This window comes from Kineococcus rubinsiae, assembly GCF_011839805.1.
In the GTDB taxonomy this organism is placed as follows: domain Bacteria; phylum Actinomycetota; class Actinomycetes; order Actinomycetales; family Kineococcaceae; genus Kineococcus; species Kineococcus rubinsiae.
In genome coordinates this window covers 1-22,368 of the sequence record NZ_VWPY01000053.1, presented here as the reverse complement: position 1 = coordinate 22,368, position 22,368 = coordinate 1, and the positions used below count along the sequence as shown (strand labels likewise).

General features: G+C 74.3%; 23 protein-coding genes. 4 read left to right on the top strand and 19 right to left on the bottom strand.

The window, feature by feature from the left end; translation table 11 throughout:
- Position 1 precedes the first annotated feature (1 nt).
- Together F1544_RS26875 and F1544_RS18915 are read right to left on the bottom strand one after the other, a co-directional pair.
- Entirely contained in the window at positions 2 to 79 is a 78-nt protein-coding gene (locus tag F1544_RS26875) for a putative leader peptide (protein ID WP_373368099.1), read from the bottom strand.
- Positions 80 to 99: 20 nt separating this feature from the next.
- A complete protein-coding gene (locus F1544_RS18915; protein ID WP_167587669.1) occupies positions 100 to 1,299 on the bottom strand; it encodes an ROK family transcriptional regulator in 1,200 nt (399 codons plus the stop codon).
- A gap of 217 nt (positions 1,300 to 1,516) precedes the next feature.
- Between F1544_RS18915 and F1544_RS18910 the strand changes: the two genes are divergently transcribed.
- The 4 genes from F1544_RS18910 (at position 1,517) to F1544_RS18895 (ending at position 7,046) form a co-directional block, all read left to right on the top strand.
- On the top strand, positions 1,517 to 3,700 hold the full coding sequence (locus F1544_RS18910) for an alpha-galactosidase (RefSeq protein ID WP_308470186.1): 2,184 nt from the start codon (positions 1,517 to 1,519) through the stop codon (positions 3,698 to 3,700).
- Positions 3,701 to 3,703: 3 nt separating this feature from the next.
- Positions 3,704 to 4,645 (top strand): carbohydrate ABC transporter permease, encoded by a 942-nt coding sequence (locus F1544_RS18905; RefSeq protein ID WP_167587686.1) that lies wholly within the window; start codon positions 3,704 to 3,706, stop codon positions 4,643 to 4,645.
- A gap of 26 nt (positions 4,646 to 4,671) precedes the next feature.
- Positions 4,672 to 5,619 (top strand): carbohydrate ABC transporter permease, encoded by a 948-nt coding sequence (locus tag F1544_RS18900; RefSeq protein ID WP_208972192.1) that lies wholly within the window; start codon positions 4,672 to 4,674, stop codon positions 5,617 to 5,619.
- Between the two features lie 68 nt (positions 5,620 to 5,687).
- A complete protein-coding gene (locus tag F1544_RS18895; protein WP_167587685.1) occupies positions 5,688 to 7,046 on the top strand; it encodes an ABC transporter substrate-binding protein in 1,359 nt (452 codons plus the stop codon).
- 52 nt (positions 7,047 to 7,098) lie between these two features.
- On the opposite strand, the gene F1544_RS26540 is transcribed toward F1544_RS18895, so the two are convergent.
- The 17 genes from F1544_RS26540 to F1544_RS26535 all read right to left on the bottom strand — a co-directional run bounded on the left by F1544_RS26540 (position 7,099) and on the right by F1544_RS26535 (position 22,243).
- Complete coding sequence (locus tag F1544_RS26540) at positions 7,099 to 7,767, bottom strand: GntR family transcriptional regulator (RefSeq protein WP_167587684.1); 669 nt, start codon at positions 7,765 to 7,767, stop codon at positions 7,099 to 7,101.
- Positions 7,768 to 7,873: 106 nt separating this feature from the next.
- Positions 7,874 to 9,136 (bottom strand): ABC transporter substrate-binding protein, encoded by a 1,263-nt coding sequence (locus F1544_RS18885; protein WP_167587683.1) that lies wholly within the window; start codon positions 9,134 to 9,136, stop codon positions 7,874 to 7,876.
- Between the two features lie 32 nt (positions 9,137 to 9,168).
- Positions 9,169 to 10,218, bottom strand: a complete 1,050-nt coding sequence (locus tag F1544_RS18880; protein WP_208972191.1) for a branched-chain amino acid ABC transporter permease — start codon at positions 10,216 to 10,218, stop codon at positions 9,169 to 9,171.
- Positions 10,218 to 11,099 carry a branched-chain amino acid ABC transporter permease gene (locus tag F1544_RS18875; protein WP_167587682.1) on the bottom strand — a complete coding sequence of 294 codons (882 nt, stop codon included), beginning with the start codon at positions 11,097 to 11,099 and terminating at the stop codon, positions 10,218 to 10,220. Before F1544_RS18875 ends, F1544_RS18880 begins: the two co-directional genes overlap by 1 nt.
- Complete coding sequence (locus F1544_RS18870) at positions 11,100 to 11,810, bottom strand: ABC transporter ATP-binding protein (protein WP_167587681.1); 711 nt, start codon at positions 11,808 to 11,810, stop codon at positions 11,100 to 11,102.
- Positions 11,797 to 12,609, bottom strand: a complete 813-nt coding sequence (locus tag F1544_RS18865) for an ABC transporter ATP-binding protein (RefSeq protein WP_167587680.1) — start codon at positions 12,607 to 12,609, stop codon at positions 11,797 to 11,799. Before F1544_RS18865 ends, F1544_RS18870 begins: the two co-directional genes overlap by 14 nt.
- 134 nt (positions 12,610 to 12,743) lie before the next feature.
- Complete coding sequence (locus F1544_RS18860) at positions 12,744 to 13,760, bottom strand: amidohydrolase family protein (protein ID WP_167587679.1); 1,017 nt, start codon at positions 13,758 to 13,760, stop codon at positions 12,744 to 12,746.
- Positions 13,757 to 14,536 (bottom strand): NAD(P)-dependent oxidoreductase, encoded by a 780-nt coding sequence (locus tag F1544_RS18855; protein ID WP_167587678.1) that lies wholly within the window; start codon positions 14,534 to 14,536, stop codon positions 13,757 to 13,759. The genes F1544_RS18860 and F1544_RS18855 overlap by 4 nt, the downstream gene beginning before the upstream one ends.
- Before the next feature lie 50 nt (positions 14,537 to 14,586).
- Positions 14,587 to 15,549, bottom strand: coding sequence for a VOC family protein (locus F1544_RS18850; protein ID WP_167587677.1), 963 nt, complete (start codon positions 15,547 to 15,549; stop codon positions 14,587 to 14,589).
- A 70-nt stretch (positions 15,550 to 15,619) separates the two neighbouring features.
- Positions 15,620 to 16,666: a 4-oxalomesaconate tautomerase gene (locus F1544_RS18845; protein WP_167587697.1), complete on the bottom strand. Its 1,047-nt coding sequence runs from the start codon at positions 16,664 to 16,666 to the stop codon at positions 15,620 to 15,622.
- A 38-nt stretch (positions 16,667 to 16,704) separates the two neighbouring features.
- Positions 16,705 to 17,409 carry a 4-carboxy-4-hydroxy-2-oxoadipate aldolase/oxaloacetate decarboxylase gene (locus F1544_RS18840; protein WP_167587676.1) on the bottom strand — a complete coding sequence of 235 codons (705 nt, stop codon included), beginning with the start codon at positions 17,407 to 17,409 and terminating at the stop codon, positions 16,705 to 16,707.
- Positions 17,410 to 17,549: 140 nt separating this feature from the next.
- Positions 17,550 to 18,407 carry a class III extradiol dioxygenase subunit beta gene (locus F1544_RS18835; RefSeq protein ID WP_167587675.1) on the bottom strand — a complete coding sequence of 286 codons (858 nt, stop codon included), beginning with the start codon at positions 18,405 to 18,407 and terminating at the stop codon, positions 17,550 to 17,552.
- The gene (gene ligA, locus F1544_RS18830) at positions 18,400 to 18,768 is read right to left on the bottom strand and encodes a protocatechuate 4,5-dioxygenase subunit alpha (protein WP_208972189.1); all 369 of its coding nucleotides are present in this window, start codon (positions 18,766 to 18,768) and stop codon (positions 18,400 to 18,402) included. The genes F1544_RS18835 and ligA overlap by 8 nt, the downstream gene beginning before the upstream one ends.
- A complete protein-coding gene (locus F1544_RS18825; protein WP_167587673.1) occupies positions 18,765 to 19,043 on the bottom strand; it encodes a muconolactone Delta-isomerase family protein in 279 nt (92 codons plus the stop codon). Before F1544_RS18825 ends, ligA begins: the two co-directional genes overlap by 4 nt.
- Position 19,044: 1 nt before the next feature.
- On the bottom strand, positions 19,045 to 19,809 hold the full coding sequence (locus F1544_RS18820; protein ID WP_167587671.1) for an alpha/beta fold hydrolase: 765 nt from the start codon (positions 19,807 to 19,809) through the stop codon (positions 19,045 to 19,047).
- Between the two features lie 173 nt (positions 19,810 to 19,982).
- Positions 19,983 to 20,633 (bottom strand): response regulator, encoded by a 651-nt coding sequence (locus F1544_RS18815; protein WP_308470185.1) that lies wholly within the window; start codon positions 20,631 to 20,633, stop codon positions 19,983 to 19,985.
- Positions 20,630 to 22,243 carry a sensor histidine kinase gene (locus tag F1544_RS26535; RefSeq protein WP_208972188.1) on the bottom strand — a complete coding sequence of 538 codons (1,614 nt, stop codon included), beginning with the start codon at positions 22,241 to 22,243 and terminating at the stop codon, positions 20,630 to 20,632. The genes F1544_RS18815 and F1544_RS26535 overlap by 4 nt, the downstream gene beginning before the upstream one ends.
- Positions 22,244 to 22,368 lie beyond the last annotated feature (125 nt).

The following is a 22,368-nucleotide window of genomic DNA, read 5'->3' as shown; positions in this document are numbered from 1 at the left end:
CTCAGCGCGGACAGGTCGCGGTCTGGGTGCGGCAGAGGTCGACGTGGAGCCGCCTCACCAGCACCGCACCCGGGGTCATCCCGCGAGACTACGCGAGCCTCACGCCCGCGTCCCGAGCACGAAGGTCCGGATCGCCGTGACGGCCGCCCCGCGCGCCCACTCCCGGAACCCGGTCTGCTGGACGTCGATGTCCAGCGGCGAGGCCAGCGGGTTGCGGTCCGCGGCCACCTGCGCGAGCAGTGCCGCCCGCCCCACCTCGGCCAGCCGGATCCCGTCGCCGGAGAGGACCACCTTCTGCGGCATGGTGAGGTTGCCGACGGCCGCCACGAGGCGCCCGAGGCCCCGGGCGGCGTCGTCGACGACGCGGCGGGCGACGGGGTCGCCCTCCAGGGCCAGGTCGAGGACCTCCTCGTAGCGCACGGGGCGGCGCAGGCCGGTCGAGGCACGCGCGGTCACGGCGCTGATGGTCAGCAGGCTGTCGGCGCAGCCCGCGTGCCCCTGCGGGCAGAGCGGGCCGGTCGGGTCCAGCGGGAAGTGCCCGAGGAGGCCGACCCCCGCGTCGGGCGGGTCGACGACCTCGTCGTGCACCACGAGGCCGTAGCCCACGCCCTCGCCGATGGTCAGCACCGCGAAGTGGTCGCAGCGCCGCGCCGCGCCGAACCACTGCTCGGCGCGGGTGAGGGAGAGCATGTCGTTGTCCACGACGACGGGCAGGCCCAGCAGGTCCTCGAGGAGCTCCCCGAGCGGGACGTCGCTCCAGCCCAGGTAGCGCGCGCTGCGCACCTCGCCGCGCTCGCCGACGCGGCCCCCGAGGCTGACGCCGACCGCGCGCACCCCGTCCACGCCCACCTCCGCGACCTCGGAGGCGAGCGAGCGCACGAGGTCCGCGACGGTCGCGGCGACGCCGGCCGGGGAGGTGTCCAGCAGCAGCGCCTCCTCGGCGGCCACCACGCGGGCGCGCAGCGTCGTCAGCACGGCGTGGGCCGTGGTGGCGGTCAGCTTGACCCCGATGAAGTGGTGCGAGGACTCGTCCACGTCGAGGGGACGCGTCGGGCGCCCGGAGGTCGGGTCGTAGGCGCCCGTGGTCTCCACGAGGAGGCCGGAGTCCAGCAGCGGGCGCGACAGCCGCGTGAGGCTGCCGGGGGAGAGGTCGAAGCGCCGGGCGAGCTCGCTGCGCGGCAGCGGGCCGTCCAGCAGCACGGCCACGGCGATGCGGTGGGCCGCTCCCGTCAGGGGCGTCCAGGCGCCGCCGGGGCGCGGGGGGAGGGTGGGCGCGGCAGCGCTCGGGCCGACGGTCACGGCGTCCTCCTCGGTGGTGTCCCGCAACGTGGTCCGCCTCGTCGCGGCGGTTCTCCGCAGTGTGACGCACCCGCGGGGGAGTGTCGTAGCAGAACTCGCAACCATCGTCCCGGTTCCGGACTGCGCTTGCACACCGCGCTGTGAGGTGGTTGACGGATCCCTGAGTTTCGCCGTAGAACTCACCCACACGGCCCGACGAAGTGCTCGAGGAGACGCAGTGACGCCCACCCCCGCCCCGCCCGCCGCCGGAGCGACGACGAGCCCGCCCGGGGAGGTTCTGCACCTGCGGGCCGCGGGGGTGAGCCTCGTGCTCACCACCCCCGCCGACGCGCTGCCGTCCGTCGCGCACTGGGGCGCCGACCTCGGCGAGCTGGGCGCCGCGGCGCTCGCCGACCTCGTCCGTGCGACCCGCACGGCCCGCACGAACAACGAGGTCGACGACCCGCAGCCGCTGTCGCTGCTCCCCGAGCAGTCGCGGGGCTGGAACGGCACCCCGGGCCTCTCGGGCCACCGCGCCGGCCGGGCGTGGTCCACGCGCTTCGTGCCGACCTCGTGGACCGTCGCCGAGGCCCCCGCGGGCGGCCGGCTGGAGCTCGCGGCCGCCGACGAGGAGGCCGGCCTCGCGCTGACGCTCGTCGTGGAGCTGCTGCCGTCCGGGCTCGTGCGCCACCGCGCCACGCTGACGAACACGGGTCAGGCGGACTACGAGGTCGCCGACCTCGCGCTGTCGCTGCCCGTGCCGCCCGTGGCCACCGAGGTGTTCGACCTGGCCGGGCGCTGGGCCCGCGAGCGCGCCCCGCAGCGGCTGCCGCTGGTCGTCGGCGCGCACGTGCGCGAGAACCGCCGGGGCCGCACCGGACCCGACGCGCCCCTCGTGCTGGCCGTCGGCACGCCGGGCTTCGGCTTCCGCGCGGGTGAGGTGTGGGGCCAGCACGTCGCCTTCAGCGGCAACCACCGCAGCCTCGCGGAGCGCCTGTCCACGGGCGCGGCCGTCCTGCGCGGCGGTGAGCTCCTGCTGCCCGGGGAGGTCCGCCTCGCCCCCGGCGCGTCCTACGAGACGCCCTGGGTCTTCGGCGCCTACGCGGCCGCCGGCCTCGACGAGGTCGCCGCGCGCTTCCACGCCCACCTGCGCTCGCGCCCGCACCACCCGTCGACGCCGCGCCCGGTGATCATGAACACGTGGGAGGCCGTCTACTTCGACCACGACCTCGACCGCCTCGTCGAGCTCGCCCGCGCGGGCGCCGAGATCGGCGTCGAGCGCTACGTCCTGGACGACGGCTGGTTCCGCCACCGGCGCAGCGACGACGCGGGGCTGGGGGACTGGTACGTCGACGAGGGCGTCTGGCCCGACGGGCTCACGCCCCTGGTCGACGCCGTGACGGGGCTCGGCATGGAGTTCGGCCTCTGGGTCGAGCCCGAGATGGTCAACCCCGACTCCGACCTGGTCCGCGCGCACCCGGACTGGGTGCTGGCCACGGGGGGCCGGCAGCCGATGCTCTCGCGCGACCAGCAGGTCCTCGACCTGGGCAACCCCGACGCCTTCGCGCACGTGCTCCAGCGGCTCGACGCGCTGCTGACGGAGAACGACGTCCGCTACCTCAAGTGGGACCACAACCGCGACCTGCTCGAGGCCGGCTCCGGCCCGGGCGGCGAACCCGGGGTCCACGCGCAGACCCTGGCGGTCTACCGGCTGCTGGACGAGCTGCGCGCGCGCCACCCCGGCGTCGAGATCGAGTCCTGCTCCTCGGGCGGCCTGCGCATCGACCTGGAGGTCCTGGAGCACACCGACCGCGTGTGGGCCAGCGACTGCATCGACCCGCTGGAGCGCCAGCAGATCCAGCGCTGGACCGCCCAGCTCGTCCCGCCCGAGCTCGTCGGGTCCCACGTCGGCGCGGCCGTCTCGCACACCACCCACCGCGCCAACGACCTCTCGTTCCGGGCCGGCACGGCGCTGTTCGCGTCGTTCGGCATCGAGTGGGACGTGACGCGGGCCTCCGCGGCGGACCGCGCGGAGCTCACCCGCTGGGTGGCGCTCTACAAGGAGCTGCGCGGCCTCCTGCACACCGGCACCACCGTGCGCGCCGACCAGCACGACGAGTCCTTCGCCGTCCACGGGACCGTCGCCGCCGACGGCGGTGACGGCCTGTTCGCGGTCGTCCAGCTGACCACGCCGCTCACCTCGGTGCCCGGTGCGGTCCGGCTGCCCGGCCTGCTCCCCGACGCCCTCTACGACGTCACCGTCCAGGCCCCCGGCGACGCGCCCGCCCTGCGCGGCGACCAGCCGACCCCGTGGCTGCCGGACGGGGTCCGGCTGCCGGGCCGCGTCCTGGCCGCGGCGGGCCTGCGGGCGCCCGCCCTGCAACCGCAGCAGCTCCTCCTCCTCCGCACCAGGAAGGTCTGACCCATGGCCACGACGAGCAGAGTCGCCCGTCCCCGTCTCAGCAGCACGGGCGACGCACTGCGACCGGACTCCAACGGCTCGACCCGCGAGCGGCTCACGGCGCTCGCGTTCATCGCCCCGGCCCTGCTGGGCTTCGGCGTCTTCTACTTCTGGCCCACGCTGCGGGGGATCTGGTTCAGCTTCACGGAGTACGACGTCTTCAACGCGCCGGTCTTCGTGGGCCTCGACAACTACCGGGCGCTGTTCCAGGACGCGACCTTCGGCAACGCGATGCTCGTCACCGTCGAGTACGTGGCCATCAACATCGTCTCCCAGACGGTGCTGGCGCTGCTCATCGCCGTCCTGCTGCACCGGGTGACGCGCTCGGTGTTCGTCCGCAGCGTCGTGGTCATGCCCTACCTCGTGGCCAACGTCGTCGTGGCGCTGCTCTTCTACTGGATGCTCGACGCGCAGATCGGCATCACCAACCAGTTCCTGGGCTGGCTCGGGGTGGACCCGATCGCCTTCTTCGGGGACCAGAACCTGGCGATCCCCACGATCGCCCTGGTGAACACCTGGCGCCACGTCGGCTACACCGCCCTGCTGCTGTTCGCGGGGATGGTGATGATCCCCCACGACGTCTACGAGGCCGGGCGGGTCGACGGCGCCTCGGAGTGGAAGATGTTCTGGACGATCACGCTGCCCCTGCTGCGCCCGGTGCTCGCGCTCGTCCTGGTCATCACGGTCGTCGGGTCGTTCCAGGCCTTCGACACGGTCGCCGTCACCACCAGCGGCGGGCCGGGTGACGCGAGCCGCGTCATCCAGTACTACATCTTCGACCTCGCCTTCCAGCGCCTGCAGTTCGGCTACGCGTCGGCGGTCTCGGTCGTCCTGTTCGTCATCCTGGCCGTCGTCGCCCTCGTGCAGCTGAAGCTGATGCGCGCCGGCGAGTCCGACGTCGCCTGAAACCCCGACCCGAAGGAGGAGGCGACGTGGCCACCACCGCTGCAGCAGCACCGACCGACACCGACCAGCTCCTGGTCCAGCCCGCCCGCGGCGGGAGGGCCGGGCGCAGCCCCGGGCGCATCCTCGCCTGGACCGCGCTGGTCCTCATCATGCTCGCGACCCTGTTCCCGTTCTTCTGGATGATCCGCACCGCGCTCTCCAACGGCGCGGCGCTGTCCAGCCAGCCCTCGTCCCTGCTCCCGGTGGAACCGACCCTGGGCGCCTTCCGGCGGGTCCTCGGCCTGTCCAGCACCGAGGAGGCGCAGGCGCAGGGCGGTTCCGGGGCGGCCATCGACTTCGGCCGCTACCTGCTCAACTCGGTCCTCGTGGCCACGCTCATCACGGCCGGGCAGGTGTTCTTCGGGGCCCTGGCCGCCTACGCCTTCTCGCGGCTGCGCTGGCCCGGCCGCGACGCGGTGTTCTTCCTGTTCCTCACCGCGCTCATGGTGCCGCCGATCTTCACGCAGCTGCCGAACTTCCTGCTGATGCGCGACCTCGGCCTGCTGAACACCTACGCGGCGATCGTGCTGCCGTTCTTCTTCATGACGCCGTTCGCGATCTTCTTCCTGCGGCAGTTCTTCCTCGCCATCCCCCACGAGGTGGAGGAGGCCGCCCGCCTCGACGGGGCCGGGCCCGTGCGCCGGTTCTTCGGGGTCATCCTGCCCATGGCGTCGGGCCCCCTCACGACGCTGGCGATCCTGCAGTACGTGCAGGCCTGGAGCGAGTACTTCTGGCCGCTGCTGGTCGCGAGCGAGGACTCGGTGCGCACGCTCACCGTCGGCCTCGGCATCTTCCGCGCGCAGACCCCGCAGGGCACGCCGGACTGGGCGGGGATGATGGCCGGCACCCTGCTGGCGGCGCTGCCCGTCCTGCTCCTGTTCGCGGTCTTCAGCAAGAAGATCGTCAACTCCATCGGCTTCTCGGGTGTGAAGTGAGCCGCCGCCGCCGCACCGCCGCGCCCGTCCCCACCCCTGTCCCCGCCCCCACCGGAGAGGTCCTCCCCATGCGTTCCAGCCGCCGGATCGCGCGCACCGTCGCCGCGTTCGCCGGGGTCACCGTCCTGCTGTCCGGCTGCGCGTCCTACGGGGTGGACCCGGGCGGCGACGCGGACTCCGGGGAGATCACGTACTGGATGTGGGAGGCGGCGCAGCTGCCCGCCTACCAGCAGTGCGCCGAGGACTTCCACCGCGTCAACCCGGACGTCGACGTCAAGATCGAGCAGTTCGGGTGGGACGACTACTGGAACAAGCTCTTCACGGGCTTCGTCGCCAACTCCGCCCCCGACGTCTTCGTCGACCACACCTCGCGCTACGGGGAGTTCGCGGCCCGCGGCCTCATCGAGCCCATCGACGACCGGGTGGCCGCCGACGGCGTCGACGTCGACGCCTACGTCAAGGGCACGACCGACCTGTGGATCGGCCCGGACGGCAAGCGCTACGGCCTGCCCAAAGACTTCGACACCATCGGCGTCTACTACAACAAGACGATGGCGGCCGAGGCGGGGGTCACCGAGGAGGCGCTGAAGAACCTCACGTGGAACCCCGACGACGGCGGCACCTACGAGAAGACCATCGCGCACCTCACCGTGGACGCCAACGGCGTCCGCGGCGACGAGCCGGGCTTCGACAAGAGCAAGGTCGCCACCTACGGCCTGGGCATCAACAGCTCGGGCGGGCCGAACGGCCAGACCGAGTGGTCCTACCTGACGCAGACCACGGGCTGGACGTACATGAACGCCAAGGCGTGGGGCACCGAGTTCAACTACGACGACCCGCGCTTCCAGGCCACCATCACGTGGTGGCGGGGTCTCATCGACAAGGGCTACATGCCGCCGCTGTCCTTCACCGAGGGCGGGTCGCAGGACCAGCAGATGCAGGCCGGCAAGTACGCCATGGTCACCGAGGGGTCGTGGACGCTCGCGACCTTCGCCGGTCTCGAAGGCGTGGAGATCGGCCTCGCCCCCACGCCCATCGGCCCCTCCGGGCAGCGCGCGGCGATGCAGAACTCCCTCGCGGACTCGATCTACACGTCCTCGCCCCGCAAGGGCGCGGCGTGGAAGTGGGTCAAGTACCTCGCCTCGGCGGACTGCCAGGACATCGTGGCGGCCTCGGGCGTGGTGATGCCGGCGCTGCAGTCGACGACGGAGACGTCGAAGGCGGCGCTGGCGAAGACGGGGCTGGACATCACGGCCTACACCGACCAGATCGACGCCGGCACCACGTTCCCGTTCCCGGCCGTGCTGAACTCCGCGGAGGTCAACGCCACGATGACCTCGGCCATGGACAACGTCATGGCGTTCCAGGCCGAGCCGTCCTCGCTGACCGCGGCCAACGAGAAGGTGGACGCCCTCTTCACCCGCTGAGCCCGGCCCCTCCCGCGCCCGGCGCGGGAGGGGCCCCAGCGGGGAGCGGTCTTCAGCGGGCCGACGCGGCCAGCGCGTCGACGACGCCGGCGAGGTGGGCGCGGGTGGTGGCCTCGGCCGCCGCCGGGTCGCGCGCCACGACGGCGTCGATGATGGCGGCGTGCTGGGGTGCCGACTCCGCGGCCCGGCCGGGCTGGAAGGCCAGCCGGAACTGCTGGCGCACGACGCGGGCCTGCAGGCGCGCGAGCAGGGCGCCCGCGGTGGCGTGCCGGCTGATCTCCCGCACGCGCCGGTCGAGGCGCTGGTTCAGCTCCGAGTACTCCACGAGGTGCCCCGTCGCGGCCGCGTCGAGGAGCTCGCCGCGCAGTGCGGTCAGCTCCGCGCACTCGGCGTCGGTGATGCGTTCGGCGGCCTTGACCGCGCACAGCACGTCCAGGGCGGTGCGGGCCTCGAGGATCTCGACGGCCTCCGCGAGCGTCAGGGAGCGCACCCTGGCGCCGCGGTTCGGGGTCCGCTCGACGAGGCCCTCGAAGGTCAGCTCCTGCAGCGCGCTGCGGATCGCCGCTCGGCTCGCGTGGTAGGCGGCGCACAGGTCGGGTTCGACGAGGCGCTGGTTCGGGGCGAAGTCGCCCTCGACGATGGCCGTGCGGATGGCCGCCGTGAGCTCGTCGACCGAGGGGACCGCGTCCTGCGTCCCGTGCCCGCCCGCGTCCGTCGTCACTGCCGCCCCCCGGTGCTCGACCGCCGACGCACAGGATGGCACGGGCCGCGCGCGACCCGTGCCACCCCGCACCGCTCCCTCGCGCCGGACCGGCCGGCGCGCCCGCTCAGTAGCCCTGGACCGGCTCGTACCCGGTGCCGTTGTAGCGGACCAGGTTCACCGTGAAGACGGCCGCCTGGTCCTCCTTCGTCGTGTCGATCGTGATGCCGTCGAGCAGCAGCGGCGCCTGGAAGCCCGAGATCGAGCGCAGCGACGTCATGAAGGCCTCCCGCGTGGGCTCCTCCATCGTCGAGAACGCCTCGCCCAGCACGGCGCCCTCGGCGTAGCTCCACGCGCAGTGCGGCGTGTACGTCTTGGTGATCTTCGAGCCGTACTGCTCGAACGCCGTGTTGTAGGCCTGCACGTCCGGGTCGTTCGCGAACGCGGGGGAGGCGGGCGTCTTGGCGAACGACGGCGTGTAGACGTCGGGGTAGGCCGCCGCCCCGCCCGGCTGCAGGACCGTGGCGGGCGTGGACGTGTTCGAGGGCAGGAAGATGCGGGGCTTCCACCCGAGCGACTGCGCCTTGGTCAGGACGCCCACCTGCAGCGGGGTGACGGACACCGCGCTGAGCAGGACGTCGGCCTTCGAGGCCGCCAGCTGCGTGACCTGCCCGTCGACCGAGGTGTCGGTCGGCTCGTAGGTCGCGCTGTCGAGGACCTTCACCTGGCTGCCCTCGATCGCGGACTGGAACCCGTCGAGGTAGCCGGTGCCGTAGTCGTCGTTCTGCACGAGGGTCGCGACGGTGATCGGCTGGTTCGCGTCCACCAGGAGCTTGCCGAACGCGGCGCCCTCGGTGGTGTACGTCGGCACGAACCCGCTCGTCCAGGGGTTGGCCTGCTGGTCGTCGGAGAACTCGCCCGCGCCGGCGGTGAGCAGGACCTGGGGGACCTCCTGCTGGTTCGCGATGGGCATGACCGCGGCGTTGGTCGGCGTCCCGAGCGCGCCCACGTAGGCGAAGATCCCCTTGTTCACCAGCTGGCGGAAGTTCGCGACCGCCTTGGCCGGATCGTAGGCGTCGTCGAGGTACTCGAGCGTGACCTTGCGGGTCTTGCCGTCGCCGAAGGTGAACCCGCCCTCGGCGTTCTTCGCCTCCAGGAAGCTGTCGAGGCCCGCGACGGTGCAGCTGCCGGGGCCGGCCGTCGCCCCGCTGAGGGGGCTGCTGATGCCGAGGCTCACCGTGGTGTCGGTGATGCCGGGGCTGGCCTCGGCGGTGCCCGAGCTCGAGGGCGTGCTCGCCTCCTCCCGGGTGCAGCCGGACACGAGCAGGGCGGTGACGCCGATCAGGGCGACGGCGCCGCTGAGCCGGCGGGGGTGCTGGACGCTCTTCATCGAGGCCTGCCTGTTCCTTGGGGTGGGGTGGGTCACGGGGTGCGCCCGTCGGAGGTGAGGACCGGCGTGCCGGTCCGGTCCCCGGGGTCGTCGGACGGGGTGGCGGAGCGCCGGCGGCGCCGCGTCAGGAGCTGCTGCACGCGCCGCGGCAGCGAGACGAGCCCGCCGGGCAGGACGAACAGGACGAGCAGCAGGAACGCCCCGGACAGCAGGGCCGTGCGCGAGGCGTCGAGCTGACCGGCGAGGACGGGGACCAGGACGTAGTAGACGGCCCCGAGGACGGCGCCGGCGATGCTGCCGGACCCCCCGATGACCATCGCCACGACCAGGTTGATCGACGTGCCGAAGCTGAGGGTCTCCGGCGAGGTGTACTGCACGACGGCCAGGTAGAGGAACCCCGACGCCCCGCCGATGGTGGAGGCGAGGGTGAACGCGAGGACCTTGGTGCGGTAGGGGGAGATGCCCATCGAGAGGGCGACGGCCTCGTTGTCGCGCACGATCGCGAAGCTGCGCCCCACCCGGCCGCGCACCAGGTTGCGCGTCAGCAGGAACACGACCGCCGCGATGGCCACGACGACGTAGTAGCGCCACTGGTCGTCGGCCAGCGCGACCCACGAGGGCGGGTCGAGCCAGCTCACCGTCAGGCCCTGCGACCCGCCGGTGACGTCGGACAGGCGCTTGGCGACGGGGGTGCCGACGATCGGCAGCGCGATCGTCACCATGGCCAGCGCGAGACCGCGCAGGCGCGCCGCGGCCAGCGCCACGAGCATGCCGACGACGCCCGGCAGCAGGCAGCACAGCAGGAACGTCAGCAGGAGCGGCCAGCCGTGCGTCGTCCCGTAGCCCGCGACGTAGGCGCCGATGCCGATGAAGGCGCTCTGCCCCAGCGACACCTGCCCCGCGTAGCCCATGACGACGTTGAGGCCCAGCAGCGCGACCGCGAACACCGCCATGGTCGTCACCTGGTAGTTCACGTACGGCGAGGAGACCAGCGGCAGGAGGACGAGGAGGACCGCCACGACCAGGGCGAGCGCGGGCCGGGACCAGCGCGCGGCGCGCAGCCGCACCAGGGCGCCGGCCATCAGACGCGCACCACGGTGCGGCGCCCGAACAGGCCCTGCGGGCGCAGGACCAGGACGACGATCATCGCGGCGAAGGGCACCGCGATCTTCAGGTCGTTGCCGATGACGTCGACGTAGGCGCCGGCGAGGTTCTCCACGACCCCGATGAACCAGCCGGCCACCACGGCCCCGAGCGGGCTGTCGAGACCGCCGAGGATCGCGGCGGCGAGGGCGTAGACGAGCGTGAAGTCGAGCATCGTCGGGCTGATGAACAGCTGCGGCGCCACGAGCACCCCGGCGACGGCGCCGAGGCCCGCGGCGATGCCCCAGCCGAGCATGAGCAGCCGGCTGACCGGCAGCCCCGACAGGGCGGAGCTGCCCGGGTTGTCCGCGACGGCCCGCATGGCGAGGCCGAGCTTCGTGGCCCGGAACAGCAGCTGCAGCGCCACCATGACGGCGACCAGCACCGCGGTCGTGCCGAGGGAGCGCACGCTCACGAACACGCCGCCCAGGGCGAGCGTCTCGTTGGGGAACAGCGAGGGGAACGCCCGCGGGTCGTAGCTCCAGATGGCCCCGGCGATGCCCGAGACGAGCACCAGCAGCCCGATGGTGGCCACGACGGCGGTGTTCGGGTCACCGCCCTCGAAGCGCCGCACGACGAGGCGCTCGAGCACCGCGCCGAGCACGACGCCGAACGCGACCGCCACGACGAGGCCGAGCAGCAGCGGCCCGCCGGCCTGCACGACGGCGTAGGCGACGAAGGTGGACAGCACCGCCAGCGCACCCTGCGAGAAGTTGATCATCCCCGTCGAGCGGTTGACCAGGACGATCGCCAGCGCGAGGGCGCCGTAGATCGACCCGGTGGCGAGCCCGTCGACGACGAGCTGGACGAAGTAGGACACTCACCCTCCCAGGTAGGCGCGGCGCACGGAGTCCATGCCCATCAGCTCGTCGGTCCGGCCCTCGACGGTGACCCGCCCCGTCTCCAGCACGGTCACGTGCTCGACCACCGAGAACGCCAGCACCGCGTTCTGCTCCACGACGAGCATCGAGAGCCCCGTCTCGCGGCGCAGCCGGCGGACCGCCTCGTACACGTGGCGGGCGGTGCTGGGTGCCAGGCCGAGCGACGCCTCGTCCAGCAGCATGAGGCGCGGCTTGGCCATGAACGCCCGGGCGACCGCGAGCATCTGCTGCTCGCCCCCGCTGAGCGCCGCCGCGTGCGAGGCGATGCGCTGCTGCAGCTGCGGGAACAGGTCGAGGCAGTAGTCGACGTCGGTGGCGATCTGCTTCCGGTCGCGCCGCTGGTAGGCGCCCACGAGGAGGTTCTCGCGCACGCTCAGCTGCGGCAGGGTCCCGCGGCCCTCGGGGACGTGCGCGATCCCGAGGCGGGCGGTGCGGTCCGGGCCGAGGCCCGAGATGTCGCGGCCGTCGAAGAGGATGCGGCCCGTGGTGCGCACGGTGCCGCTGATGGCGCGCAGGGTCGTGGTCTTGCCGGCCCCGTTCGCCCCGAGGATCCCCGTGGCGCCGTGCTCGGCCAGCGACAGGGAGATGCCGTGCAGGACGCTGCCCTGCCCGTAGGACGCGGTGACGTCCTGCAGCTCAAGCAGGCTCATCCTCGGCCACCTCCCGCCCCAGGTAGGCCTCGACGACGCGCGGGTCGACCTGCGCCTGCGCGGCCGTGCCCTCCATGAGCTTCGCGCCGTGGTCGAGCACCATGACGCGGTCGGTGATGGCGGAGATCAGGCCCATGTGGTGCTCGACGACGACGATGGTCAGGCCGAGGTCGGCGCGCACGGTCGCCACCGTCTCGACGAAGCGGTCGACCTCGCCGTGCGAGAGGCCGGCGGCGGGTTCGTCGAGCAGCAGCAGCCGCGGGTGCGACATCAGCGCGCGGCACAGCTCGACGCCCTTGTGCAGGCCGTGGGAGAGCTCCCCGGCGCGGGTGTCCGCGGCCCAGCGCAACCCCGTGCGCTCGAGCAGCTCCAGCGCCTCCGCGCGGGCGGCCCGCTCGGCCGTGCGCGTCCGCGGCAGGCGCAGGGACCAGGAGACGGGGCCGCCGGGCAGCAGCGAGTGCGCCCCCAGCAGGACGTTCTCCAGCACGGTCTCGCCCAGCTGCAGCGCGGGGTGCTGGAACGTCCGGGCCAGGCCGAGGCGCGCCATGCGCCACGCCGGGGTGCTCCGCGTCTCGACGCCGTCGACGAGGATCGACCCCGACCCCGGGTGGTAGTGGCCGCTGATGCAGTTGAACAGCGACGTCTTGCCGGCGCCGTTCGGGCCGACCAGGCCGAACACCGTGCGCGGCGCCACCTCGAACGAGACGCCGTCGAGCACGCGGATGCCGCCGAAGCGCAGCGTTACGTCGACGACCTGCAGGGCGGGGACCCCCGTCCCGGGGCTCGCGTCGTCGGTCATCTCGCTCCCTCGCGTCGTCCGGGAACCTCGGCGGTGAGGTTCGGGTCCGGGGGTGCTGATCAGGGTAGGGGGTGCGGAGGCGGGGCGGGTGCTCCCGCGGCCCCGTTCGCCCGGACGTGCTGAACTCGTGACCTTCACGGGGCCGCCCGGGGGACGACCGCGTCCAGGCGCGGGTACACGCGGCGGGCGTTCTCCTCGTACACGAGCGCCTTGTCCGCCGCGTCCAGGCGCGAGGCCTCGACGTAGCGCCGGGTGTCGTCGTAGTGGTGGCCCGTCCGGTCGTCGACGCCGCGCACGGCGCCCACGGCCTCGGAGCCGAACAGCACGTTGCGCACCGGGACGACGTCGAGCAGCAGGTCGACCCCCGGCTGGTGGTAGACGCACGTGTCGAAGAAGACGTTGTCCAGCAACGACTCCACGGGCGGCCGGCCGAGCATGTCGGCGAGCCCGCGGAAGCGCCCCCAGTGGTAGGGCACCGCGCCGCCGCCGTGCGGCACGACGAACCGCAGGCCCGGCAGGTCGCGGAACAGGTCCGACTGCAGGAACTGCATGAACACGGTCGTGTCGGCGTTCAGGTAGTGCGACCCGGTGGCGTGGAACGCGGGGTTCGTGACGGCGGAGACGTGCACCATGGCGGGGGCGTCGAGTTCCACCATCGCCTCGTACAGCGGGTACCAGCTGCGGTCCGTGAGCGGTGGTGCGCTCCACGAACCGCCGTCGGGGTCGGGGTTGAGGTTGCACCCGACGAACCCCAGCTCCTCGACGCAGCGGCGCAGTTCCGGCACCGAGCGCGCGATCGGCGTGCCGGGGGACTGCGGCAGCTGGCAGACGCCGGCGAAGCGGCCCGGGAACAACCCGGCGACGCGGGCGACGAGGTCGTTGCACACCTCGCTCCAGCGCGCGCTCACCGCCGCGTCGCCGAGGTGGTGCCCCATCGCCGAGGCGCGGGGCGAGAACACCGTCACGTCGACGCCCCGCTCGTCCATGAGCCGCAGCTGGGTCCCGGCGACGGCCTCGCGCAGCTCGTCGTCGCCGATCTCCGGGTAGGCGGGGGCCGTTCCCCCGGCCGCGTGCGCCGCGAGCTGCGCCTCGCGCCAGGCGGTGTGGGCGGGCGGGGCCGTCGTGAAGTGGCCGTGGCAGTCGAGGATCACCGGCGGGCCTCCTGCCGCTCGCGCAGCTCGACGAGCCCGTCGCGCGCCGCCAGCGCCACCCGGGCGGGGACGCCCAGCTCGTGCAGCTGCTGCGCCGCGGCGGTCATCTCGTCCGCGCGGCGGCGGGCGTGGCGGCGGGTGCCGTCGACGAGGCGGTCCAGGGTGCCCGCGTCGAAGCCCGTGAGCTCCGCGGCGATGTCCGCGCGCAGCCAGTCCTCGCAGCCCGCGGCCTCGGCCCCGGCCAGCGCCTCCAGCACGGCGGCGGCCAGCCCCTTGTAGAACACGCTGCGCAGCAGCTTGCGCGAGATGGCCGCACCCGCCGGTCCGGGTTGCACGGTCACGTGGGCGCCCAGCGGGCGCAGCAGGGCGGCGTAGCGCTCGGCGGCGTCGCCGGAGACCAGCATCGGCGTGCGCAGCCCCTTCCCGGGCACGGGGGACATCAGCGCGACGTCCACGACGTCCGCGGCCGGCCCGGCGAGCTCCGCGAGCGACGCCTTGAGGGCGGGCGAGGCCGTGTTGAGGTCGGCGAACAGGGTGCCCGGCCGCAGCGCGGGCAGGGCGGCCAGCAGGGCGCCCCGCGCGGCGTGGGAGCTGTTGGCGGACAGCACCAGGTCGGCGTCGCGCACGGCGTCGGCCTCGTCGCGGCGGGCCGCGACCCCGGGGGGCGGGGCCAGCGCGGGGTCGTAGCCGCGGACGTCGGCGCCCGCGACGAGGAGGTCGCGGGCGATCTCCGCCCCGGCCTCGCCGAGCCCGAGCAGCGCGACGCGGGTCCTCACGGCGTCTCCGGCGCTACCGGCGTCTCCGGTGTTCACGGCGTCTCCGGTGTTCACGGTGCCTCCGGGCCCGGGACGGGCGGGGTGCCGTGGGTGTGGAAGGAGGGGATCGTCTGCAGCCCCCACGCCTGGCCCTTGGCCCGCTCCGCCTCGGTCCAGTCGACGGGCTGCCAGTCCGGCGCCAGCACGAGCCGGGCGCCCGCGTTGCACAGCTCGACGCGGTTGCCGCCGGGTTCGTAGACGTAGAGGAAGAACGTCTGCTGGATGGCGTGCTTGTGCGGCCCGGTCTCGATGAACACACCGGAGTCGAGCGCGAGGTCCGCCGCGCGGAGGACGTCCTCACGCGTGTCGGTGGCGAACGCGAGGTGGTGCAGGCGCCCGCTCGAGCCAGTCCGGTCCCTTGTCCACACGACGTCGTAGCCCTTGTTCGTGAACGTCGTCCAGCTGCCGGCCACGGTGCCGTCGTCCAGCACGATCTGCTCCGTCACCAGCGCGCCGAGCGTGTCCCGGACGTAGTCGCGGTTCGGTGCCACCTCCGCGCCGAGGTAGTTCACGTGGTCGAGGCGGCGCACGGGGACGCCGTGCGGCGTCCGGGCCTGCGCCTGGTTCTTCAGCGCGGGTGCCAGGCCGGCCGGGGGCGTCCACCACTGCGACTCCCAGTACAGGCCCATCTCGTGGCCGTCGGGTTCGGTGAACACGTAGGTCGGGCCGTAGCCGGGGTCGCCGTCGCGCCAGCCCGCGCCCCGGCCCGTGGCCTCGACGCGCGCCACGAGGCGCTGCAGCGCCTCGGGGCCCGCGGCGCGCAGGTTCGTCCGCCCGACGCCCGAGGTGGCGGCGGCCGTGAGCTTCACGGTGGTCTGCTCGTAGTCGTCCCACGCGCGCAGGAACACCGAGTCGCCCTCGCGGCCGGACTCCGTCATCCCGAGGAACCGGGTGAAGAACTCCAGGCTCTGCTCGGGGACGGGCGTGAGCAGTTCCACGTGGCCCAGGTGGGCGACCTCGTGCAGGGGGGGCATCGTCGCCTCCGGGTCGGTGGGTGGTGCTGCTGGTGGTGGTGGTCGTGGGTGAGTTCCGCTCGCGGGCGGTTCAGGGACGGGGGAACGCCGTGCCGTCGAAGAGCTTGCGCGCCGTGCGGACGACGCCGGCGCGCACGGCGCGCGGCGGGTCTGCGCTCGTGTCGACCACGACGTCGACGAGGACGTGGCCGGTGGGGTGCTCGACGTCGACCGTCGAGGTGTCGCGGGGCCAGTCCGCGGTGAGCTCGTGACCGACCGCGCCCGGCAGCAGCATCCCCGTGACGGCGGACACGGCGGCCAGGACCCCGACGGAGGAGTGCGGCTGCACGGGGATGAAGGAGCGCGTGGCGACCTGCCCGCCGTCGCGGGGGGCGGCGACGAGGACGGTCTTGGGGATGGTCGTGGCGGCGACGTCGCCGAGGCCCATGAGCTCGCCCGCGGCCCGGCGGAAGGCGTCGACGCGCTCGAGCAGGGCGGCGTCCGCGGCCAGCTCGGCGTGGCTCTCGGAACCCGTGAGCCCGAAGTCGGCGGCGCGGGCCAGCACAACGGCCATGCCGTTGTCGACGCACGTGGCCTCGACGCCCAGGACGGTGTCGCGGACCCGGCCCGTGGGCAGCAGCGCCCCGGTCGAGGAGCCCTCGGTGCCGTCGAAGTCCAGCACGACGGGGGCCGCGGTGCCGGGGACCCCGGCCACGGAGGCGCCGCCGCGGTAGTCGACGCGCCCGCCCGGGGTCGGGAACGTGGCCACGGCCAGGCTGCCGGAGTTCACCATCCGGATGCGCACGCTCGTCTCCTCGGCCCCGGCGCGCACCAGACCGCGCTCGACGGCGAACGGCCCCACCCCGGCGAGGACGTTGCCGCAGTTCTGCCGGTCGCTGACCTCGGCGTGGGCGACGCCCACCTGCAGGAACAGGTAGTCGACGTCGGCGCCGTCGTCGGGGGACGGGCTGACGACGGCGACCTTGCTGGTCAGCGTCGTGGCGCCGCCGAGGCCGTCGATCTGGTGGGGGTCGGGGGTGCCCATCAGGCGCATCAGCAGGTCGTCGCGCACCGCGGGGTCGGCGGGCAGGTCCGCGGCCTCGAAGAACAGCCCGCGGGAGGTGCCGCCGCGGAGCATGGTGCAGCGCACGCCGTCGGTGTCGTGCGCCGTCGTGCTCACGCCTGCTCCCGCAGCCACTCCGCATGGGTGCGGTACTCGATGCCCAGCGCGGGCAGGCGGTCCCGCATGCCGTAGGCGTCGAGGCCGAGCTCACCGCGCTGGAACGCGGCCCGGTTGACCGCCTCCTTGTCCAGGCGGGCCCGCCCCGCGACGAGGGCGCGCGGGACGTCGGCCCGGGGGACGACGGCCACGCCGTCGTCGTCGCCGAGGACGACGTCACCGGGGTGGATCAGCTGCCCGCCCAGGACGACCGGGACGTTCACCGCGCCCGCCGTGGCCTTGACGCTGCCCTGCGCGCTGACCGCCCGCGACCACGCCGGGAAGCTCATCTCCTGCAGCTCCACGACGTCGCGGACGCCGCTGGCGAGCACGACCCCGCGCACCCCGCGGTGCGCCAGGGCGGTGGCGAACAGCTCGCCGAACAACCCGTCGGTGGAGGGGGAGGTCGTGGCCACGACGAGCAGGTCGCCGGGGCGGCACTGCTCGACGGCCACGTGGATCATGAGGTTGTCCCCGGGCCAGCACAGGGCGGTGACGGCCGTGCCGCCGGCGCGGGCGCCGGCCCACGCGGGGCGGTACTCCGGGCCCAGGTACCCGGTGCGGCCCAGCGCCTCCGAGACGGTCGCGACCCCGAACCCGCTCAGCGTCGCGGCGTCGGCCGGGTCCGCGCGCGGGGGGTCGGTGACGACGACGGTCCTCACGATCGGGTCCTCACGGGCTGGCCTCCGTCGCGTCGGGCGTCTCGCGCGACGGGCACCGGTGCGGCGTCGCCCGGCCGACGGTAGGCCCCGTGGGGCGGATCGTCAACGATCCTGTCGACGGAATCGTCCACCGGTGGCGCTCACGCGTCTTGCGGGGCGCGGTTGTCGAACAGCGCGATCGCGGCGGCGGTGTTCGAGGCGGGGACGAAGTAGTGCGAGTGCACCTTCTCGACGCGCTCGTTCATCGCGCCCCGCATGATGAGCCACATGATCATCTCGATGCCCTCCGACCCGGCGTCGCGGATGTAGTCCGCGCGCGGGATGCGGGCCAGCTTCTCCGGGTCCTTCTCGATGGCCTCGAGGAACATGGCGTCGAACTCCGGGTTGATGAGCCCGGCCCGCGCCCCCGCGAGCTGGTGCGACATCCCGCCCGTGCCGAGGACGGCGACCTTCGCGTCCACGGGGTAGGAGGCGATCGCGCGCCCGAGCGCCTGGCCCAGCGCGTAGCAGCGCGCGGCCGTGGGCTGCGGGTACTGGATCACGTTGACCAGCAGGGGGACCACCGGGCACGGCCAGGCGTCGCCCGGGTCCGGCGTCCACACCGACAGCGGCACCGTGAGGCCGTGGTCGACCTCGAGCTCCTGGAACACCGTGAGGTCGAAGCCCTCGTCGACGAGGCTCTCCACGAGGTGCAGGGAGAGGTCGGCGTCGCCCACGACGTCGGGCACGGGGCGGCGGCCGAAACCCTCGTCGGCCACGGCGTAGTGCTCGGCCGTGCCGATCGCGAACGTCGGCACCACGTCGAGGTCGATGCCGTTCGCGTGGTCGTTGTAGACGACGACCGCGACGTCGGGACGGTGCTGCGCGAGCCACTCCCGGGCGGGCGCGTAGCCGTCGAACAACCCCCGCCAGTCCGGCGTCTCCGTCTTCCCCCGGTCCATCGCCGCCCCGATCGAGGGGACGTGCGACGTCGCCAGACCCCAGACCACCTCAGCCATGTCGATGACCTCCCGCTCGCATCGCGGCGACGAACTCCGCCTCCGACGTCCCCGTGAACACGCCACCGAGGTACTGCATGGACCGCCCGTCCACCAGGGCCAGCTTGTAGACGTAGAAGATGCTGCCGCCCTCGTCGATCATGGCCTGCCAGTCGCGGGCCACGACGGCCTCGCGCTGGGCCGGGCTCAGGCCGAACTCCGCGCAGTAGGCGGCCTCGTCGGCGCTGAACCGCTCGCGCGCCGCGGCGGTGCGCAGGCTCATGAACATCCGGTTCATGCGCAGCCCGCGCCGGCTGGTCCGCCCGTCGAACACGGGCGTGCCGGGCACGTCCGGCGGGCCGGACGGGGCGACGGCGCTCACGCGCGCTCCTGCGGGTGCGTGGCCAGCGCCTCGACGCTCACGTCGAGCCACGGGCTCATGGGCAGCGACATGAGGGCGTCGTGCAGGGCCGCGGGGTCGTCGGCCTCGTACAGGCCGATCGTCGCGCTGCGGCCCGGGACCCGCCACAGCCGCTTGAGGATCCCCGCCGCGCGCAGCTCGACCGCCCGCGCGCGCTCGGCCGCGCGCAGCTCCTCGCGCCGCGGCGCGGGCGTGTCCACCGGCAGCCTGTTCTCCGACCGCACCAGGAACTCCACGTCAGGCCCCTCCTCCGACTCGTGCGGCGGGCTCGGCGCCCGCCAGCTCCAGCAGGTGCCCCGCGAGCTCGGGGGCCGCGGTCACCATCGCCTCGTGCCCCGTGGCGAGCTCGCGCACCTCGAAGCCGCGCTCGCGCGCCCGCTCGGCCTGCGCCGCGAAGACGCGCATCCAGCTCACGCACTCCACGAAGGCGGCCGGCACCGCGTCGACGGCGCCGCTCAGGCGCAGCGGGTCGGTGTACGTGCGCCACGGGTGGGGCGTCAGGCGCGGGGTAAGCCAGGCGACGTCGGCCTCGTCGGTGACGCCGAGCACGGTCAGGGACCGCACCGGCACGAGCCAGCCGAAGCCCCGCTCGGCGGCGGACTCCGCCCAGTGGTGCTCGACGGTCTCCGGCAGCAGGTCACGGGCGGCCTCGCCGTCGTCGCCGACGAAGGCGTCGAGGTACACGCGCCGCGCGACGCGCTCGGGGCGGCGGTCGGCGACCGCGGTGACGACCTGGCCCGCGTAGCTGTGCCCCACGAGGACGACGTCGCGCAGGTCCAGGACGTCGAGCAGGCGCGTGACGTCCTCGACGTGGGTCTCGAGCCCGACCTGGGGGGAGAGCAGGTGCGCGCGCTCGGACAGGCCCGTGAAGGTCGGGGTGTGCACCTCGTGGCCGGCCGCGCGCAGCAGGGGCGCGACGCGGTCCCAGCACCAGCCGCCGTGCCACGCGCCGTGCAGCAGGACGACCGGGCGGGGGCCACCAGGCGTGTTCGGGTGACCCACGGGCGTCTCCTCCTCGAGCGTGCTGCGTGCACCGCCGCCCGGGGGCGTCGGCTCCCCGTCACGCTAGGTGCGCCGGGGGCGGGGGGCGACCCCCTCGTGTCGCGCGCGCGGCGACCGGGGCGACGCGACCGGACTACGTCATGCGTCCCGGGCGGCACCGCGGAGGCCGTCGCTCAGCGGGGCTCGACGAGCCCCTCCTTCACGGCGAGCAGCGCGGCCTGGGTCCGCGACGTCAGCCCCACCTTGGCCAGGAGGTGGCTCACGTGGGTGCGCGCGGTCCGCTCGCTGATGAGGAGGTGCGCGGCGATGTCCTTGTTGGAGCGTCCCTCCGCCACGAGGACCAGGACCTCCTTCTCGCGCGCCGTGAGCGCCCCGAGACCCGCCCGCGGCGTCCGCAGCTCCTGCGTCAGGCGGCGCGTGACGGCCGCGTCGAGGAACACCTCGTCCCGCACCGCGGCCCGCAGCGCCGCCTCGACCTCGGCCGGGCCCGCGTCCTTCAGCAGGTAGCCGGAGGCGCCGTGCTCCAGGGCCGCGTGCACCCGCTCGGTCTCCCCGAAGCTCGTGAGGATGACGACCTTCACGGCCGGGAAGCGCCGCACGACCTCCTCGGTGGCCGTGACCCCGTCCAGGACGGGCATCTGCAGGTCCATGAGGACCACGTCCGGCAGGGACCCCAGCACCTCGGCGCGCGCCAGGTGCTCCAGGGCCGCGCGGCCGTCGCCCGCCTCGCCCGCGACCTCGACGTCCTCCAGGGCGTCGAGGTAGGCGACCACGCCCCGCCGCACGACCGCGTGGTCGTCGACGACGAGCACCCGCAGCGTCACGGCAGGACCCGCGCGGCCGGGTCCGCCACGGCGACGGTGGTGAGCAGGGGCAGCTCCAGGCGGACCGCGGTGCCCGCGGGCTGCTGCGCCCGCACGTGCAGCGCGCCGTCCCAGCGCTCCGCCCGCTCGCGCATGGCCGTCATGCCGAAGCCGCTGGACGGGGGCCCGTCGGGGTCCGGCGCGGGCAGACCCGACCCGTCGTCGCGGACCTCGGCGGTGAGGTGCCGCCGCCCCGCGTCGGCGTGGACGGCCAGCGCCACGGACAGCGCCGCGGCGCCCGCGTGCTTCACGGTGTTGTGCACCGCCTCGGCGACCACGCGGTAGACGTCCTCGGCGAGGACGGGGTCGAGGGCGCCCAGCTCGGCGCCCGGGTCGTCGACCTCCAGAGCGACGCGCAGGCCGGTGCGGGCGGCCGTCGTGTCCAGCAGCGAGGAGACGGCCGCCTCGAGGCCGCGGCCGGGGGAGACGGCCGGGCGCAGCTCGTGGACCGTGCTGCGCAGGTCGGCCAGCACGTCCTCCGCGGCGCTGCTGAGCTCGTCGGCGACGACCGCGAGGCGCGCCGCGTCCGGCACCAGCCCGCGCCGGGCCAGGACGCCCAGCGACCCGGACTGCATCATGATCGAGAACACCTGCTGGACCACCGAGTCGTGCAGGTCGCGCGCGAGCTTCTGGCGCTCCTCGCGGCGCGCGACGTCGCGCTCGCGCTCCAGCAGCTCCGCGTGGTCCACGGCGACGGCGGCCTGCTGGGCCATGGCGCGCAGGAACTCCATCTCCTCCTCGCCGACGACCTGGCCGGGGGCGAAGAAGGCGTTCAGCACGCCGACGGTCTGCCCGCCCACGAGGAGGGGGACGCTCGCGAACGCGTCCCACCGCGGGTGCATCAGGTGCTCCCGCAGCGGTTCCCACGCCGGGTCCGTCATCGTCGTCTCGTAGCGGTGCGGCACCACCTGGGCCTCGCCGCTGCGCAGCACGTCGAGCATCGCCAGGTGGGCGCCCAGGTCGCGGCAGCGCAGCAGCATGTCGAAGAAGTCCGGGGCCCGCCCGAAGCCCGCGAGGCCGATGACGTGCAGCCGGTCGCCGCCCGAGCTGGCCGTGAGGATCTGCACGCCCGCCAGGGAGTCCGCGCGCGCCAGCTCCTGGGCCAGGGCTTCCAGCGTGCTCTTCAGGGAGCGCCGGGCCGCCACGCCCGCGGCCGCCGTGGCGACCGCGGCCAGGCGGCGCTCGCGCAGCCGGCTCGCCGTGACGTCGCGGAACGACACCACCCAGCGCTCCTGGCCGGGCACCTGCCGCAGCGCGTAGGCCAGGGCCCGCCGCACGCCGGGTGCGGCCTCGAACTCCACGACCGCCGGGTGCGGCAGGGGCTCGCCGCCGGTGGGGAGCGGGAAGGGCGACGGGCAGCCGGGCACCGCGCCCGCCGCGACACCGCACAGCGCGGCGGCGGCGGGGTTGGCCCGCACGAAGCGGCCGTCGGCGTCCACGACGGCGAGGGCGTCGGGGGAGTGCGCGACCGCCTCGGCCTCCCAGCCCCCGCGCTCCGGTGCCCGCGCCGCGTCCGGCACCTCATCCCGCGCGCCCTCCCGGTCCCGCCGGCCCTCGTCGTCGAGGCCCACTCCGCCACCCACCTCTCAGCGCCCGTCCCCGCGGCGGCCGTGGACGTCCGCGTCCCGCCGCGCCGATCGTCGCACCCGGCGGCGCGGGCCCGCACCCGACGCCCCGGACGTCACCCGTCCAGGGG